14 protein-coding genes and 1 pseudogene are annotated in these 14,740 nt (G+C 61.1%); 4 read left to right on the top strand and 11 right to left on the bottom strand.

Going from position 1 to position 14,740, the window contains the following annotated elements:
• Positions 1–16: 16 nt before the first annotated feature.
• From ACRXB1_RS14930 to ACRXB1_RS14900, 7 genes are all read right to left on the bottom strand, one after another.
• A complete protein-coding gene (locus ACRXB1_RS14930; RefSeq protein WP_449492423.1) occupies positions 17–898 on the bottom strand; it encodes an ABC transporter permease in 882 nt (293 codons plus the stop codon).
• Positions 899–916: 18 nt separating this feature from the next.
• On the bottom strand, positions 917–2,446 hold the full coding sequence (locus ACRXB1_RS14925; RefSeq protein WP_449492422.1) for a sugar ABC transporter ATP-binding protein: 1,530 nt from the start codon (positions 2,444–2,446) through the stop codon (positions 917–919).
• Positions 2,447–2,456: 10 nt separating this feature from the next.
• Positions 2,457–3,584: a sugar ABC transporter substrate-binding protein gene (locus ACRXB1_RS14920; RefSeq protein ID WP_449492421.1), complete on the bottom strand. Its 1,128-nt coding sequence runs from the start codon at positions 3,582–3,584 to the stop codon at positions 2,457–2,459.
• A 42-nt stretch (positions 3,585–3,626) separates the two neighbouring features.
• Positions 3,627–4,373 carry an N-acyl homoserine lactonase family protein gene (locus ACRXB1_RS14915; protein WP_075359734.1) on the bottom strand — a complete coding sequence of 249 codons (747 nt, stop codon included), beginning with the start codon at positions 4,371–4,373 and terminating at the stop codon, positions 3,627–3,629.
• Between the two features lie 63 nt (positions 4,374–4,436).
• Entirely contained in the window at positions 4,437–5,369 is a 933-nt protein-coding gene (locus tag ACRXB1_RS14910; RefSeq protein WP_061999389.1) for a BKACE family enzyme, read from the bottom strand.
• 43 nt (positions 5,370–5,412) lie between these two features.
• Positions 5,413–6,219 carry an SDR family oxidoreductase gene (locus tag ACRXB1_RS14905; RefSeq protein WP_075359709.1) on the bottom strand — a complete coding sequence of 269 codons (807 nt, stop codon included), beginning with the start codon at positions 6,217–6,219 and terminating at the stop codon, positions 5,413–5,415.
• A 49-nt stretch (positions 6,220–6,268) separates the two neighbouring features.
• Positions 6,269–6,913 carry a GntR family transcriptional regulator gene (locus ACRXB1_RS14900; protein WP_086383743.1) on the bottom strand — a complete coding sequence of 215 codons (645 nt, stop codon included), beginning with the start codon at positions 6,911–6,913 and terminating at the stop codon, positions 6,269–6,271.
• Positions 6,914–7,200: 287 nt separating this feature from the next.
• Between ACRXB1_RS14900 and ACRXB1_RS14895 the strand changes: the two genes are divergently transcribed.
• Complete coding sequence (locus ACRXB1_RS14895) at positions 7,201–7,716, top strand: Dps family protein (RefSeq protein ID WP_075359707.1); 516 nt, start codon at positions 7,201–7,203, stop codon at positions 7,714–7,716.
• A gap of 231 nt (positions 7,717–7,947) precedes the next feature.
• Positions 7,948–8,385, top strand: coding sequence for a CHRD domain-containing protein (locus ACRXB1_RS14890; RefSeq protein WP_449492420.1), 438 nt, complete (start codon positions 7,948–7,950; stop codon positions 8,383–8,385).
• Positions 8,386–8,409: 24 nt separating this feature from the next.
• On the opposite strand, the gene ACRXB1_RS14885 is transcribed toward ACRXB1_RS14890, so the two are convergent.
• Together ACRXB1_RS14885 and ACRXB1_RS14880 are read right to left on the bottom strand one after the other, a co-directional pair.
• The gene (locus ACRXB1_RS14885) at positions 8,410–10,053 is read right to left on the bottom strand and encodes a tannase/feruloyl esterase family alpha/beta hydrolase (protein WP_449492419.1); all 1,644 of its coding nucleotides are present in this window, start codon (positions 10,051–10,053) and stop codon (positions 8,410–8,412) included.
• Positions 10,054–10,331: 278 nt separating this feature from the next.
• Positions 10,332–11,192 carry a LysR family transcriptional regulator gene (locus ACRXB1_RS14880; RefSeq protein WP_086383706.1) on the bottom strand — a complete coding sequence of 287 codons (861 nt, stop codon included), beginning with the start codon at positions 11,190–11,192 and terminating at the stop codon, positions 10,332–10,334.
• Between the two features lie 126 nt (positions 11,193–11,318).
• Here ACRXB1_RS14880 and ACRXB1_RS14875 point away from each other — a divergent pair, with 126 nt between their 5' ends.
• Both ACRXB1_RS14875 and ACRXB1_RS14870 read left to right on the top strand, forming a co-directional pair.
• Entirely contained in the window at positions 11,319–12,704 is a 1,386-nt protein-coding gene (locus ACRXB1_RS14875; RefSeq protein WP_061999384.1) for a DHA2 family efflux MFS transporter permease subunit, read from the top strand.
• A 77-nt stretch (positions 12,705–12,781) separates the two neighbouring features.
• Positions 12,782–13,786, top strand: coding sequence for an aldo/keto reductase (locus ACRXB1_RS14870; protein ID WP_075359732.1), 1,005 nt, complete (start codon positions 12,782–12,784; stop codon positions 13,784–13,786).
• A 38-nt stretch (positions 13,787–13,824) separates the two neighbouring features.
• Here the strand turns inward: ACRXB1_RS14870 and ACRXB1_RS14865 are convergent, their stop codons facing one another.
• The gene (locus ACRXB1_RS14865) at positions 13,825–14,484 is read right to left on the bottom strand and encodes an NAD-dependent epimerase/dehydratase family protein (protein WP_174363232.1); all 660 of its coding nucleotides are present in this window, start codon (positions 14,482–14,484) and stop codon (positions 13,825–13,827) included.
• Positions 14,481–14,740 (bottom strand): annotated as a pseudogene (locus ACRXB1_RS14860) (hypothetical protein); the annotation flags it as partial. The gene ACRXB1_RS14865 and the pseudogene ACRXB1_RS14860, both read right to left, overlap by 4 nt.

Here is a 14,740-nt window from a genome sequence, read left to right as displayed (position 1 = left end):
AGTCACTCGAACAGCACTACACGATAAAGATTGAAGTGGACAGCGCGACGCTCATCCCGGAGCGGAAACAGAAAACCTCAATCCTCCCGCGGCGTCTTGCGTCGCTTAATTTCTGGAGAAGCAAATGGAGCGGATCGGCAGAGCCCGTCTGTGCCGATACATACAAGCCCGCCGCCGCGTAGAACATGCCGGCGAGCGCATACGTCGCAATCCGGTATGTTTGAACGGGCATGCCGTTCGAGTACGCGCCGTCGGGATCGCTGCCAAGGGCGTAGAGCCCCACGCCAAACCGCGTGCGCTTGACGAAGGTCCAGACAAGCAGCGCGACAATCAGCACGGCGGCTGACATCGGCACCTTGTCCTGAATGAGATCCGACGTGATCAGGCCGCCAAACTGCTCGCCGATACTCCCGCCCGGCTTGTTCTGGATCAGCAGCGTGAGTCCTTGCACCATGAACATGGTCGCGAGCGTGACAACGATGGACTGCAACCGGAACCACGCGATCAGTGCACCGTTGATCAGCCCGATACCGCCGCCTATCGCGAGAATCAACGCAACGCCGCCCCATTGCTGGATGGGCGTGCCTTGTACAAAGTGCACGGCGAGCACGTTCGAAAGCGAAACTACCGCGGACGCCGACAGATCAAAGCCGCCGCTCAGGACGACGATAGTCTGGCCAATGGCCGCAAGCGCAAGCGTCGTGCTGCTGGAGATCACCGAGCCGACGTCGTACATGCCGACCGGCGTTGCCGACAGTGACACCCACGCAACCAGCATTGCGAAGAGCGCGCCGATGGCGATGATCAGCCCGCGATAATGATCGATGCGCGCCCGCAAACCGACGTGCGCGCCTGGGCGCACGATCTCGCTATCGGGTGACGCAATTGCAATTTTCATGATCGACCTCTGGTTGCTTCAGCTTGAGAGCATCTTGCGCATCACGTTTTCTTCCGTGAGCGCGTCGCCTGCGAGCTCGGCCACATTGCGCCCGCGATACACCACCGTCACGCGATCGCATACGTTCACCAGCTCGGGGACATCGGTGGAATAAAACAGCACGGACCCGCCGGCCGCCGCGAATGCACGCATCAACACGAAGATCTGATGCTTGGTCCCGACATCGATACCGCGCGTCGGATCGAACATCAGCCACACGCGGCTTTGCGTGAGCAGCCATTTCGCCATCGCGATCTTCTGCTGGTTGCCGCCCGAGAACGAGAGGCACGGTTTGTAGACGGCACGCGGATTCACTTCCATCTGTGCGAGCGCACGCTTGATGGCAGCCTGCTCGCGTTTTCTGTCGATCAGACCGAAGTGCGTAAAGCGCTTGATGACCGGCAACGAGACGTTTTCTCCGCCGGGAAGCCGCAGGAACAAGCCCTCGGTCTTGCGGTCCTCAGGCAGAAAACTTGTCGATATCCCGGCCTTCAACGAATCAGCCGTCGACGTCAGCGTGACCGGTTTCCCATCCACCAGGATCTGGCCTGCATCGATAAACTCCGCCCCGAACAGCGCCTCGAAAATTTCGCGCTGCCCCATGCCCTGAAGTGCCGCAATGCCATGCACCTCGCCCGCTTTCAACGTCAGGTCGAAGTCGTTCACCACGGCATCCACCTTGATGCCGCGCGCTTCCATCGCCGGGGTGTCGAGCACGGTGGGAGAAGCGATCTTCGGCGGGTATTTGGCTTCCAGCGACCGGCCGATGACAAGCCGGATGACTTCGTCGTCCGAGATCGCGGCAGTATCGAATGCGCCCACGTCGTGGCCGTTCCTGTACACCGTCAGGCTGTCGCAGAACTCGCGCACTTCCTGCATGCGATGTGTGATGAACACGAAGGTCACGCCCCGCGCCTTCATCTCTTCAATACGGCGCGCAAGCCACGACACATCGCGGCCCGATAGCGCCGAAGTCGGTTCATCGAGCAACAGCACGTCGGGTTTGCGCACGAGCGCTTTTGCAATCTCGATCTTCTGGCGTACCGGCAAAGCCAGATCGCGGATATACGCGCCGGGACGGACATCGCCCAGTTCGAGCTTGTCGAGCCACTCCGCCGCCTGACGTTGCGCTTCGCGCTGGCGGATTCGGCCGAACCAGCCCGTCGGTTCATACGACATGAGCAGGTTTTGCGCGACCGTCAGGTCGCGCACCAGCGTCATTTCCTGGAACGCGGTCTGCACGCCCGCCCGGTGCGCGTCTTTCGGACCGCGCATGTTCACGCTCTGCCCGAGGATCGAGATACTGCCTTCGTCCGGCTGCATCAAGCCTGAAAGCAGCTTCACGGTCGTCGACTTGCCCGCGCCGTTCTCGCCAAGCAGCGCGTGAACGGCACCACGCCTGACCCGAAAGGACGCATTGTCCAGCGCGACGGTCGCGCCGAAGCGCTTGGTCACGTTCGACAGATCGATCGCCCAGCCGCCGTCCGCTGCCTGTGAGTGGCTCTGCATGGAACGCTCCTTAATCCGGCTTGCCGGTCAGCGCCGCGTTGAAACCCACCTCGCTCGTCTCCGCCGAATAGATGTCGGCGAACCAGCCCGGCGGCACCTTGTCCGGCATGAACGCGGTGCACCCTGCCTTCAGTTCATCGATCGAACCCGTCTTGCACAGCTTGGATTCCGCCGTCAGGACCAGCGGCAGCTTGAGCGTCACGTGCGGCGGGAAGTCCTTGCCTTCGAGTTTGCCGACAGCCATCTTCAACGCCAGCGCGCCCGAGTACGGCGGCGATCCATAGGAGATCGACCTGTACCCGATCGAGCGATACGAACCATCGCCCTTGACGGTGCCCGGCGGCAGCATCTGCACGCGGTGCCCGTTCGACGATTCACCCGCGCATGGCTTCACCTTGTCGTCGGCTATGCCGGCTTCGAGCTGCATGGACGCCGCCGTGAAGCAGCCAACCTGCATCCATAAGCCGTCGATCTTGTCCCAGCTATTGGTGGCAAGGATCTTCGACAACTCCGTCTTCGCCGTCGCCTGGCTCCACATGCCGGTGCCCTCAGCCACGATCTTGATGCCCGGATACTTCGCGAACACCGCCTTCGCGGCTTCAGTGCGCGCACGATCCACGGACGTGCCCGGCACGCCGTTGATCAGCACGATATTGCCCTTGCCATTGATCGTCTTCGCGAGCCATTCCGCCGTCACCGTACCGGCCTGCTTCTGGTCGATCGTCACGTTATGCGCGCATGGCTCGGTCACTTCGCCGTCGTACGCGGCCACGATCACGCCTTTCGAGCACGCGTTCTTGATCGCGCGATTCACCGCCGTCGGTGAGATCGGATAGATCACAATAGCTTTCGCGCCCGCCTGCACCATCGAATTGATTTGCTGGATCTGCTTTTGTGCGTCGGTGCCCGCGACCTGCACTTCGAGATCGACCTTGTCTTTCAGGCCCGGCGTTGCGGACATGGCCTTGACCATGTTCGCGGCTTCGGTTTGCCAGTCATTGCCGACATAGCTCATCGACAGAAATACCTTGTATTTTTCCGCAGCCGTTGCTTGTTGCGATACTGCCAGCGTTGCGAGCAACGTGGCCCCGAGCGCAAGCCGTGCCGCCCGACGCAGGGTGTTCGTCAGCGTTTTCATGTCTTCCTCCGATGCTGCATATGGTTATATATACGTGTACTACTAACTTTCTACGTGCTTCAGACGTGCGCTTGCGGGTAATTCAATGCCTGCAGATCCCGCCACGACATTCGGATCGTGGCCGGGGATGACGAAGTCAGCGATCTGCCGGATTCGCCTGAGCGAAGCCAGTTCGGCCGCGGTCTCGTGAACGATTCCGACCGGCACGAGATCGACGATATTCTCCATGCAGCTTGCGCAGTCGCCGGCAATCAGCACCACGCCGTCAGCGGTATCGACCGCGACCGACTGATGGCCCGGCGTATGACCAGGCGTTGGCACAACACGCACACCCGGAGCGATGTCGGTGATGCCGTGCACGAACTGCCAGCGAAAATACGCGAGCGGTTCGCGGCCTATCAGGAACTCCTGATAGAACGTGGCTTGCGTGGGCAACGGACGGCCCGCGTATTCCCATTCACTTGCCTGCACGACGAACCGCGCATTCTTGAACAGCGTATTGCCGCCGGAATGGTCGTAATGCAAATGCGTGTTGATGACAATATCGACCTCGTCCGCACTCCATCCCACGTACTCTTTCAGCGCGCGTTCGAGCCGTTCTTCCGGCGCCTGCGTGCACGGGCACACGAAATTCGATACCCAGCCCGGATCGTGAATGCCGGTATCCACCACGATCTTCTTGTCGCCGCCGACAATTGCCGTCGACCAGACCGGCACCTTGATCTGCTGGCCGTAATACCGGCCGTATATCTGCGATGAACGATCGACAGTCAGCCATCCCGTAGGCATGGCGACCACCTTGAGCTTCTGCACAGTCACAGTGATCTCCGCCGTCAAAGGTTGAAGGATGCGTCAGAAGTTCGTGTTGTCCGCGCCCTTGAGCCCGAGCATGGCGCGCGCTTCATCTGGCGTGGCGATGTCGAGCGACAGGCCCTCTATCACCTGACGGATCTTCACGACCTGCGCCGCGCTCGATTCAGCGAGTTTCCCGGCTTCTATCCAAAGCGAATCTTCAAGACCGACGCGCGCATTCGATCCCTGCGCCACGCCGAGGGTTGCGAGTGGAATCTGATGACGTCCTGCGCCGAGTATCGACCAGACATAGTCGTTTCCAAAAAGCCGGTCAGCGGTGCGCCGCATGTGCATCAGGTCTTCCGGATGCGCGCCGATACCGCCAAGCAACCCAAACACGCTCTGCACGAAGAACGGAGGTTTCGCGAGACCGCGATCAACGAAATGCGCGAGGTTATAGAGGTGCGAAATGTCGTAGCACTCGTACTCGAAGCGCGTACCGTTCGCACCGCAAGACGTCAGGATGTATTCGATATCCTTGAACGTGTTCTTGAAGATCAGGTCGCGGCTGTTGGCCAGATGCTGGCGCTCCCAGTCGTGCTTGAACTCCTTGAAGCGGTCGAGCATGGGATAAAGGCCGAAGTTCATCGAACCCATGTTCAGCGATGCCACTTCCGGCTGGAAGTGATGTGCCGGCTTCAGACGTTCTTCCACCGTCATATGCGGGCTGCCGCCGCTCGTGATGTTGATCACCGCATTCGTTTCGGCTTTGATGCGCGGCAGGAATTGCTGGAACACGGCGGGGTCTTGCGTGGGCCGGCCGTCGACGGGGTCGCGGGCGTGAAGGTGCAGGATTGCCGCGCCCTCTTTCGCTGCGGCCAGCGCGGCGTCGCCGATTTCCTGCGGCGTGACGGGCAGGTACGGCGACATCGAAGGAGTATGGATCGCGCCGGTGGGCGCGCATGTGATGATGACCTTGCGCTTGGTAGCCATTGCTTTCAGACCTCGTGAAAAAAGACGAATGTTTAAAGCGTGTTCAAAGCACTTCGACGTTGCCGCACACCGAGATGGCCTGCCCCGAAATCCCGCTGCCGCCGGGCGAGCAGAGGAACAGCGCGGTCGCGGCGACCTCTTCCGGCGTGGTCATGCGGCGCAGCGAGATCTTGGCCAGGTAATCCTTCTCCATGTCTTCATAGGAGAGGCCGAGCTGCTGGGCGCGCGCGGAGATCACACGCTCGATGCGTGGTCCCTTCACAATGCCCGGCTGAATGGCGTTGACGCGGATGTTGTCCGGTCCGAGTTCAATGGCCAGGCTCTTCGTCAGCCCGACCACGGCCCATTTCGTCGCGGAATACGGCGTGCGGAATGCATATCCGAGCCTTCCCGCCACCGACGACAACGCGATGATCGATCCGCCCTCACGCGCCTTTTTCAGCAACGGCACGGCCCGACGCGCAAAATAGAACTGCGCGTTGAGATTGACATCGACGGTCTGTTCCCACTCGCCGACATCCATCTCATCGATACCGCCCGTCGGCCCGGCAATGCCCGCGTTGTTGATCAGCACATCGAGGCCGCCAAGTTGCGTGGCGACGTCATCGAATACGCGATCCACCGCCGCCCTGTCCGATACATCCGCGAGCGTCGCGGTGATCGCGTTCAGCTCGGCGCTTTCTTCGACTTTGAGTAGCGTGTCGATAGCATCCTTGCTTGCGTCGCAGACATGGACACGCGAACCGGCATCGACGAAAGCACGCGCTATCACGAGTCCGATACCCGATGCCCCACCCGTAACCAGCACGCGCAATCCCGCGTGCGGTTTCAACATTTGCAGAACCGTCATGCTTGTCTCCGTTGATGTTCTTATATTTCGTTGAGCCTTGAAAGCCTTGCTAGGCGCGTGCAGCCTCCCTGCTTTGCAGGCGGTCCTGCAAGTCAGCCGCAGCGCCGCCGATGTCTTCTTCAATACCCGCCCGCGCGCTTTCGCCATCGCCCTTCCAGAGCGCATCGACAATCTTCTTGTGCGCGGCCATCGATAACCTCATGTGCGGAATATCCGGCGCGACGAGATTCAGGAACGGCCCAATGCGCATCCACAAGTTCTGGATCGTGGCGAGCGTGAGATCGCTCGCGCCATGCGTGTAGATGGCGATGTGAAACTCGAAGTTGCTGCGCAAATACGCGGCGACATCGCCGGCTTCCACATGCGCGTGCATTGCATCGAACACGGCTTGCAGCGCGCTCAAATGTTCCTTCGTCATCCGCGAGGCCGCGCGCTTCGCGACGCACCCTTCAAGCGATATTCGTACATCTCGCAGCTCATCGAGCAAGTCGAGCGTCATGGGCGGGACCATGAGCGCGCGGCCGGGACCGTCGATCAGCGCGCCCTCGGCCTGCAGTCGTGTCAGCGCGGCGCGCACCGGCATGGTCGATGAACCCACTGCCTCCGCCACCCCGCGCAGGCTCAGCGCCTGTCCGGGCGCAAAACGCCCCGTCATGATCGCTTCGCGCAACTGGGCGTACACACGCCCTGCCATGGTCTCGCGCGCCACGAGTTCGAGCGGCAGCGGCTCGTTTGCTTCGCGCGTGGTGTCTCGCGTCGTGCCTTGTGCCATGAATTAAACAACTCCTTGCGCGATCTGTGACCTGTGATCACACCTTGAGACAAAGTGTGTTGCCTCGGCGGTCCTGAGTCAACAAATAAGACGTAGGGGAAAACGCGGGGCGTGATGTGTCCATTGGATCCGGCTAGGCACAAGACGTGCAACGCATGCGCTAGTTGACCCAAGATTTTCCCGCCAATCTGAAACTCCGGAGCTTTTACATGGCTACATCGACAAAGAAACCAAGCGCAGCATCTGCCGCTCTGACCACACCGACCGACCTGGGTAACGACGCACGCAAGCAAGTCGCCGAAGGCCTGACCCGGTTGCTCGCTGACGTGTTTTCTCTCTTCGTCAAGACGAAGAATTTCCACTGGCACGTGAGCGGCCCGCACTTTCGCGACTATCACCTGCTGCTCGATGACCAGGCGCAATTCGTCTACGACATGATCGACCCGATCGCCGAACGCGCACGCAAGCTCGGCGGTACGACGCTGCGTTCCGTCGGACAAATCAGCACGTTGAAGCGCCTCGCCGATAACGACGCGGACTTCGTGCCGCCTATCGACATGCTCAACGAGCTGCGCGCCGACAACGAATCGCTCGTGAAGTACATGCGCGAACTGCATGAGCTTTGCGACGACAAGGAAGATGTCGCGACGGCAAGTCTTATCGAAAACTGGATCGACCAGACGGAAGAGCGAGTGTGGTTCCTCTTCGAAGCGACGCGGTCGTAAGCACGGTACTCGCTAGCAAAGCCATCATGACGAAAAGGCGCCGACGGCGCCTTTTTTCACGCTTCGCAAATCCCGCATGTGCACATGGAATAAACCCGTGAGCACAGGCGTTTCCCAAAGCAGCTAACGACGCAACGCGTATTATCGAAACACTCGGCCGGGATCCAAGGACAGCTTTGGTCGAGCATCGTCGTGAAGTTCCATTAGTCCATAAAAACTGGAAAAACGCTCATGAAACTCAATCGCATGCTGACCGCCGCCGCCTTCTCGCTCACGCTGGCCGTACCGGCGCTCGCCTTTGCCGATACGGTCAACCTGAAAGCCGACCTCGCCGCTTCGTCGGAAGTCCCGCCGAAGGACAGCCAGGGTCACGGCAAGCTCGACGGCACGTATGACACGTCGTCCAAGCTGCTGCAATGGAAGGTGACTTACGCAGACCTGACGGGTCCGGCGAGCATGGCGCATTTCCACGGCCCGGCGCCGGTGGGCAAGAACGCAGGCGTGGTGATTCCTATCGATCCAAGCAAGCTGCCGAGCCCGATTGAAGGCAGCGCCACATTGACCAGTGCACAAGCGAAGGACCTGCTCGCCGGCAACTGGTATTTCAACGTTCACACGGCGAAGAATCCGGGCGGCGAGATTCGCGGCCAGGTCGAAGCGGCGAAGTAAGCGTCACGTTTGAAAGCGGCGAGCTCAGGGATTCTCACAACGAAAGCTCGCCGCGCTGTTCATGCTCCCCTTCCCTATGTACCGCGGATATCCCGGATACCGGCAAAGCGGGCGGCTGCGTCCGTTCGTGGCGCTTGCGATATCGAAGCCGACCAGCGTCTCCGGCGCAATGTTTGCCGTGACCCATCTGTCCAGCGCGCCGAGTTCGTCCCAGGCCGGAATGAACACGCCGTTGCCATGCTGAAAACCCGGGACCATGTAAAGCCGCATGAACGAATCGACGATCGCCTGCCCATACTTCGCGACAAGCGACTGATAGAAAGCGATGGTCTGGTTCGGGCTGATGACTTCATCGGCGAGACCGTGCATGGTGATCAGCTTGCCGCCATGCGCAATGAACGCCGACATGTCGGGGTTCATCGCGCCGACCGTCGACGATAAATCCACCAGACGCCCTTTGTACTCGCCGGGGTGATCCAGGTCGAAGTCGAGCGTGTTGAAGCGCAGGTCATGCGTGACGAAGTACTTCATGTAGCTGTCGCCCTGCGTGAACAGGTAGCCGTTGACATCGAAACGCGGCGGCTGCACGAGCGTAGCTGAATTGCCAAGTCCCAGCCCGCTTGAAAAGTCCACGCCCTGGAAAACGTTGTAGCCGTAATAACGGGTCACGCCGTGCGCGAGTTCGTAGGGCAGCGTGAAGCCGTCGCGCAAGGTCTCGAGCGTCGCGAGTTGCGCCTCCGACAAACAACTGTCCCGCTGCGATGGCCGCTGTCCGCCGACGCATCGCAACTGCGCAATGATCTTCGGCTCGCGTTCACGGCAGGCTTCCACATTCGCAACGATGCCGTCGAGCGCGCCGTCGAGTCCGTCGCATTCCTGCAGCACGGTTTCGACCACGCGTTTTTGCTGCGCCGGTCCGACAAACCCGCCGGGTGTCCCGTACGATGCACGCCCGACTTTCACCCCCATCAGCCGCACGCCCGAAAAATTGATGGCAGGCGCGTTTGCTATCACGCCGTCGTAGTCGTCGGGAAAACGCTCGATGACCGTGTACGCCTCGCGTCCGCCTGTCGAGCCACCCGCAAAGTAGGTCTGCTCGGGCTTGCGCCCGTAGCCCATGATGATGAGCGCCAGCGCGACATCGTGCGTCTTCTTCAAATGCCCGTAGCCGAAGTTGATCACCGCTTCGTCGTTCATCGCAAAGTCGGCGCGCCCTGAATTCCCGACGTGACCCGAGTCCGAGCCGAACGTCGCATAACCAATCGATAACGGAGACGCCGCCGGCGCGAACGCCGTCGGTTCCGTTCCGCTCACGATCACGCCGTTGTAACCGCCGCCGCCCATTTGCAGCGCGCGGCCATTCCAGCGCGCCGGAAGGTTCACTTCGAAGCGGATATCGGGCGTGGTGTCGAGCTGCGCCTTGATCACGCCGACGAGCCGGCAGTAATCGCCGTTGCGGTTGCGAGGCGCTGCAGCAGCAACGAACGATGCATCCGTGATGATCGCCCCGCGCGTGGGCAGTCCGATCACCGACGCGGGCACGTCCTTGCCCTGCAGTTCAGCGCAGTGCTTGACCACGTAGGAAGCAGCGCTCGCGTGAGCGCAGCACGCGAGCGAGGCGGCGAAGAGCAACAGGTGACGAAGGAGACGAAGTGTGGCTTGTGGCATCGATAAGAGGTTGATTGCCGCATACGGTGCGAGACTGTTGCCTGGAGCAGGCTTACGGCCGACGCCGCACAATATATAAGAAGCTTCTTATTGGAACGAATCCAATCCGCCGCGCGTTGTGTTTGCACAACCTTGCAAATGTTCTCCGAAGCGCAGGTGCTTACAACGCGATTGATCCCACGATTAGTCCTAGCCAAAAGCGGCGAAACGCGAAGCAAGCGGCGGCGCCATGCCACGCCACCGTTTTCGCACGCAGCATGCCTGCAGTTCAATGCCGGTCATTCCCCGGCCCATTCACCGCGAAGATCGCTGTCCTGCAGGAGTTCGAGCAGGGTTTCCGCCGGCCGGCTCAAATGCTTCGCCGCCAGCGCGATGAACTCGACTTCCGGCAATTCCGGCAACTCGGCACGATTGGTTGGGGGTGCAAGTCCCCTGCCCGAGAGAAAGTTCGAACGCACTGTCAGGCCCAGCCCGCCACGCGCGGCGGCAATGCATCCTGCATACGAGCTGCTCGTGCAGACCATTTGCCATTGGGCGCCCGCGGCCGCGAGCGCATCGAGCACCACGGCACGAGTGACGCTCGGCTCGGCGACGAGAATCAGCGGCAAGGGCTGCGCGAGATCCACTTCGGTGCCGGTCCGCGCAAGCCATTCCAATTTTCCTGAAAAGAGCGGTATGCCGCGCCGGTCGCCCAGCCGCCTTTTGCCGATCAGCAGATCGATCGCGCCCGCATCCAGGCGCTCGTAAAGCCGCCCCGTCATGCCGATTGTGATCTCCAGCTCGACATCGGGATGCGTGCGCCGGAACGCAGCGAGCACGCTCGGCAGCGGCCCGAGCGCCATATCGTCGGATGAACCCAGCCGCACGCGGCCACGTAATCGCGGCGAGCGGAATTGCGATTCGGCATGGGACATGGCCTCGAGGATCACGCGTGCGTGAACGAGCATGGCTTCGCCGTCGGCGGTGAGCGCGAGCGAATGGGTATCGCGGACCAGCAGGCGGCGACCCACATGTTCCTCGAGACGCCGGATGTGCTCGCTGACGCTCGACTGCGTGAGACTGAGCTGACGGCCGGCGTCAGTGAAACTATGCGACGCGGCCACCGTCGCGAAGGTGTTCAGCCAGACAGGATTGAGCATGTGCCATTGTTATCGACTATTCCGATAGCAGTCAATGTTATCAGCGGGGTTCCCGATAACCGCGCATCGTCTTAAAATCTTCACATTGCACGGAATTCCGCGCTATAACGCTTCGTCAGTAAAAGAATGACCCCAAAGAACTCACACACGGCGCTTCTCTGGATCGTGGCCGTCGGCTTTTTCATGCAGGCCCTCGACACGACTATCGTCAATACGGCCCTGCCCTCCATTGCGCGAAGCCTGCACGCGCAACCGCTCGCCATGCAACCGATCGTGGTTGCATACACGCTGACCATGGCGTTGCTTACGCCTGCCTCCGGCTGGCTCGCCGACCGCTTCGGCACGCGGCGCGTCTATTTTGTCGCCATTCTCCTGTTCGTGATCGGATCGCTGTGCTGCGCGAACGCACAAACGCTGAACCAACTGATCGTGGCGCGCGTGATCCAGGGTATCGGCGGTTCCATGCTGCTGCCTATCGGCCGGCTCGCCGTGCTTCGCAGCGTGACCGGCGAAGCATATGTTTCGGCGCTGGCGGTGATCTCCATTGCGGGCCAAGTCGGCCCGATTCTCGGCCCGACCCTGGGCGGCTGGTTCGTCGAATCTTTTTCGTGGCACTGGATCTTCCTGATTAACGTGCCGATCGGCGCAGTCGGTCTGCTCGCGGTGCAGCGTTTCCTGCCCGATGACGCCATCTCCGATGCCCCGCCTTTCGACTTCATCGGCGGCGCGATGTTGTCGCTCTGCATGGTCGCGTTTTCGATGGCGCTCGACAGCCCCGCGCAATCGCACAAGATACTGGTATCGGGCGGTTTGTTCGCGGTGTCCGCCATCGCCGCGCTCGCCTACATTCCGTACGCAAGGCGCCGTGCGAATCCGCTGTTCAACCTGTCCTTGTTCAGCGAACCGAATTTCAGCGTCGGGCTGATCGGCAACTTGCTGTGCCGGATTGGTTCGAGCGCCGTGCCGTTCCTGCTGCCGCTGCTCATGCAATTGCAGCTCGGTTATTCACCGCTGCATTCGGGCTTGATGATGCTGCCCGCTGCGTTCGCGGGGACGATCGCGAAGGGCTGGATCTCGCCGCTCGTCAAACGCTACGGCTACGACAACTTCCTGCTGTGGAACACGATCCTGGTCGGTGCATCGATAGTCGGCTTCGCGTCGTTCTCGGTGAGCACGCCGCTCGTGCTGGAAATTGCGATTCTCGCGGTGTTCGGCGCCTGTAATTCCATGCAGTTCGCCGCGATGAACAGCGTCACGCTCAAGGGACTTTCGATCAAGGATGCGGGAAGCGGCAACAGCCTCTTCTCGATGGTGCAGATGCTCGCGATCGGACTGGGGGTATCGATAGGCGGTGGCCTCGTGTCCGTTTTCTCGTCGAGCCTCGGCTCGGCCGCGCTGGCGTTTCGCATCGCGTTCGTGTGCGTGGGCCTGGTCACGCTCGCGTCGGCCATCGTGTTCCGGTTCCTCGATGCCGTCCCCCCACGTGCCTCGACCCAGCCCGCAACCTCATAGGCTTCGTCTGCAAGCATCGGCTGTAGCGTTTAAGCTTGCTTGATGTTCAACCTGGTCAATCGCTCGAGGAGTTCGCCTTGGAATATCGTAAGTTTGGGAAGACCGGCCTGACCGTTTCGCGCCTGTGTCTCGGCACCATGACCTTCGGCTTGCAGACCGAAGAAAACGTGTCGCGCAGGATCATGGACCGTGCGGCGGAAGCGGGCGTGAATTTCATCGATACCGCCGACGTCTATCCGCTCGGCGCCGACGAAACGCATGCGGGCCGCACGGAAGAGATCGTCGGCCGATGGCTCAAGGACACGCCGTCGCGCCGCAGCGAATTCATTCTCGCGACCAAGGCGGTCGGCAAGATGGGCCCGGCGGCATGGGATCAAGGCGCGTCGCGCAAGCACTTGCTGGATGCGATCGATGCATCGCTCAAACGGCTGAATACCGATTACGTCGACTTGTATCAGTTGCATAGCGACGACCGCGAGACGCCGCTCGACGAAACCCTCGAAGCGCTCGATACCATCGTGCGTCATGGCAAGGCGCGCTACATCGGCGTGTCGAATTTCCTGGCGTACCGGCTTGCGACCGCGCTCGGCCGCTCGGACTTCCTGCGCGTCGCGCGCTTCATCTCCGTCCAGCCGCGATACAACCTGCTGTTTCGCCAGATCGAGCGCGAACTGCTGCCGCTTGCGACCGACGAACACCTCGCCGTGATTCCGTACAACCCGCTCGCTGGAGGCCTGCTGACCGGCAAGCACAAGCACGACGCAAAACCGTCCGATGGCCGTTTCACCGGGACGGTCGGCAAGGCCGGCGAGATGTATTCGCAGCGCTACTGGCACGAGCGCGAGTTCGAGACCATCGCGAAGCTGCAGCAGATCGTGAAGGAAACCGGCGAGTCACTGACAAAGACATCGGTGGCCTGGGTGCTGGCGAATCCCGCGATTACATCGGCGATCATTGGTGCGAGCAAACCCGAGCAACTCACCGACAGCCTGGCCGCCGTCGACCTGAAACTCGACGACGCGTTGAAAGCGAAGCTCGACGATGCAACGAAGGAATATCGCTGGGGCGATGCGGCCCGCTAGATTTGCGAAAGTGCCGGTTTCGGCCGGCACGGGCAGCCCTAGTACCTCGTGATATCCCGTGGCTCGAACGTGCGCGACGGCCCGCGCTGTTTGGCCGTGGCGACCATTGCACGGCCGAGTTGCTGCGTCGTCGTGATCGCATTCGGAAACGAACGCCGCAACAGCGGAAATAACGGCCCCATGACGGAAATGACCGCCTGATACATCGGCGTCTTCGAACGGATGCCGTTCATCGGCTGGATCGCTCCGGGGCGGAACATATAGGCCGCCTTGAAGGGCATGCGCAAAAGCGCGTTCTCCGTGCGCCCCTTCACCCGCGCCCACATGCTGTTTCCGCGCTCGGTCGTGTCCGTGCCCGAGCCCGAGACATACGAGAACGTCATCCCGGGATTGATTCGCGACAAGACCCGCGCGATGCCGAACGTCAGGTCGTATGTCAGATGCGCGTAGTCAGCCTCTTTCATTCTGAACGACGACACGCCGAGGCAGAAAAAGCAGGCGTCGAATCCAGTAAGCTGGTCCTCGATTGCGGAGAGATCGAAGAGATTGCCATGCACGATCTCGTTGAACTTCGGATCGAGTTGTTTCGTGGAACTGCGCCCGAGCGCGACCACGCGCTCGACATCCGGGTCGAGCAGACATTCCCGCAGCACGCCCTGCCCGACCATTCCCGTCGCGCCAAAAACGATGACTTTCATAGTTTCTCCGGCCTTTGGACGCCCGGCTTTGCGTCCCGCTTGATGTCCCGCTCTATGTCCCGTTTCGGGCCCCATTCAGTGCCCGTGAGTTTCGCCGATACATCCCAGAGCTTCGCGCCAACAGCCGCATCCGTAGCCTGCGGGAAAATGCGCGCTTCCGATGGCGGCCCGATCAGTTCCTGAAAACCCTTTGGCCCATAGTACGCGGCGCCGCGTGCTTCCGGTGCAGTGGCCGCGAGAAGCGTGGGCAAGGCGA

This window comes from Caballeronia sp. M23-90, from assembly GCF_053574605.1.
The sequence above is the reverse complement of the archived record's forward strand: the minus strand, read 5'-3'. Positions and strand labels throughout refer to the sequence as shown.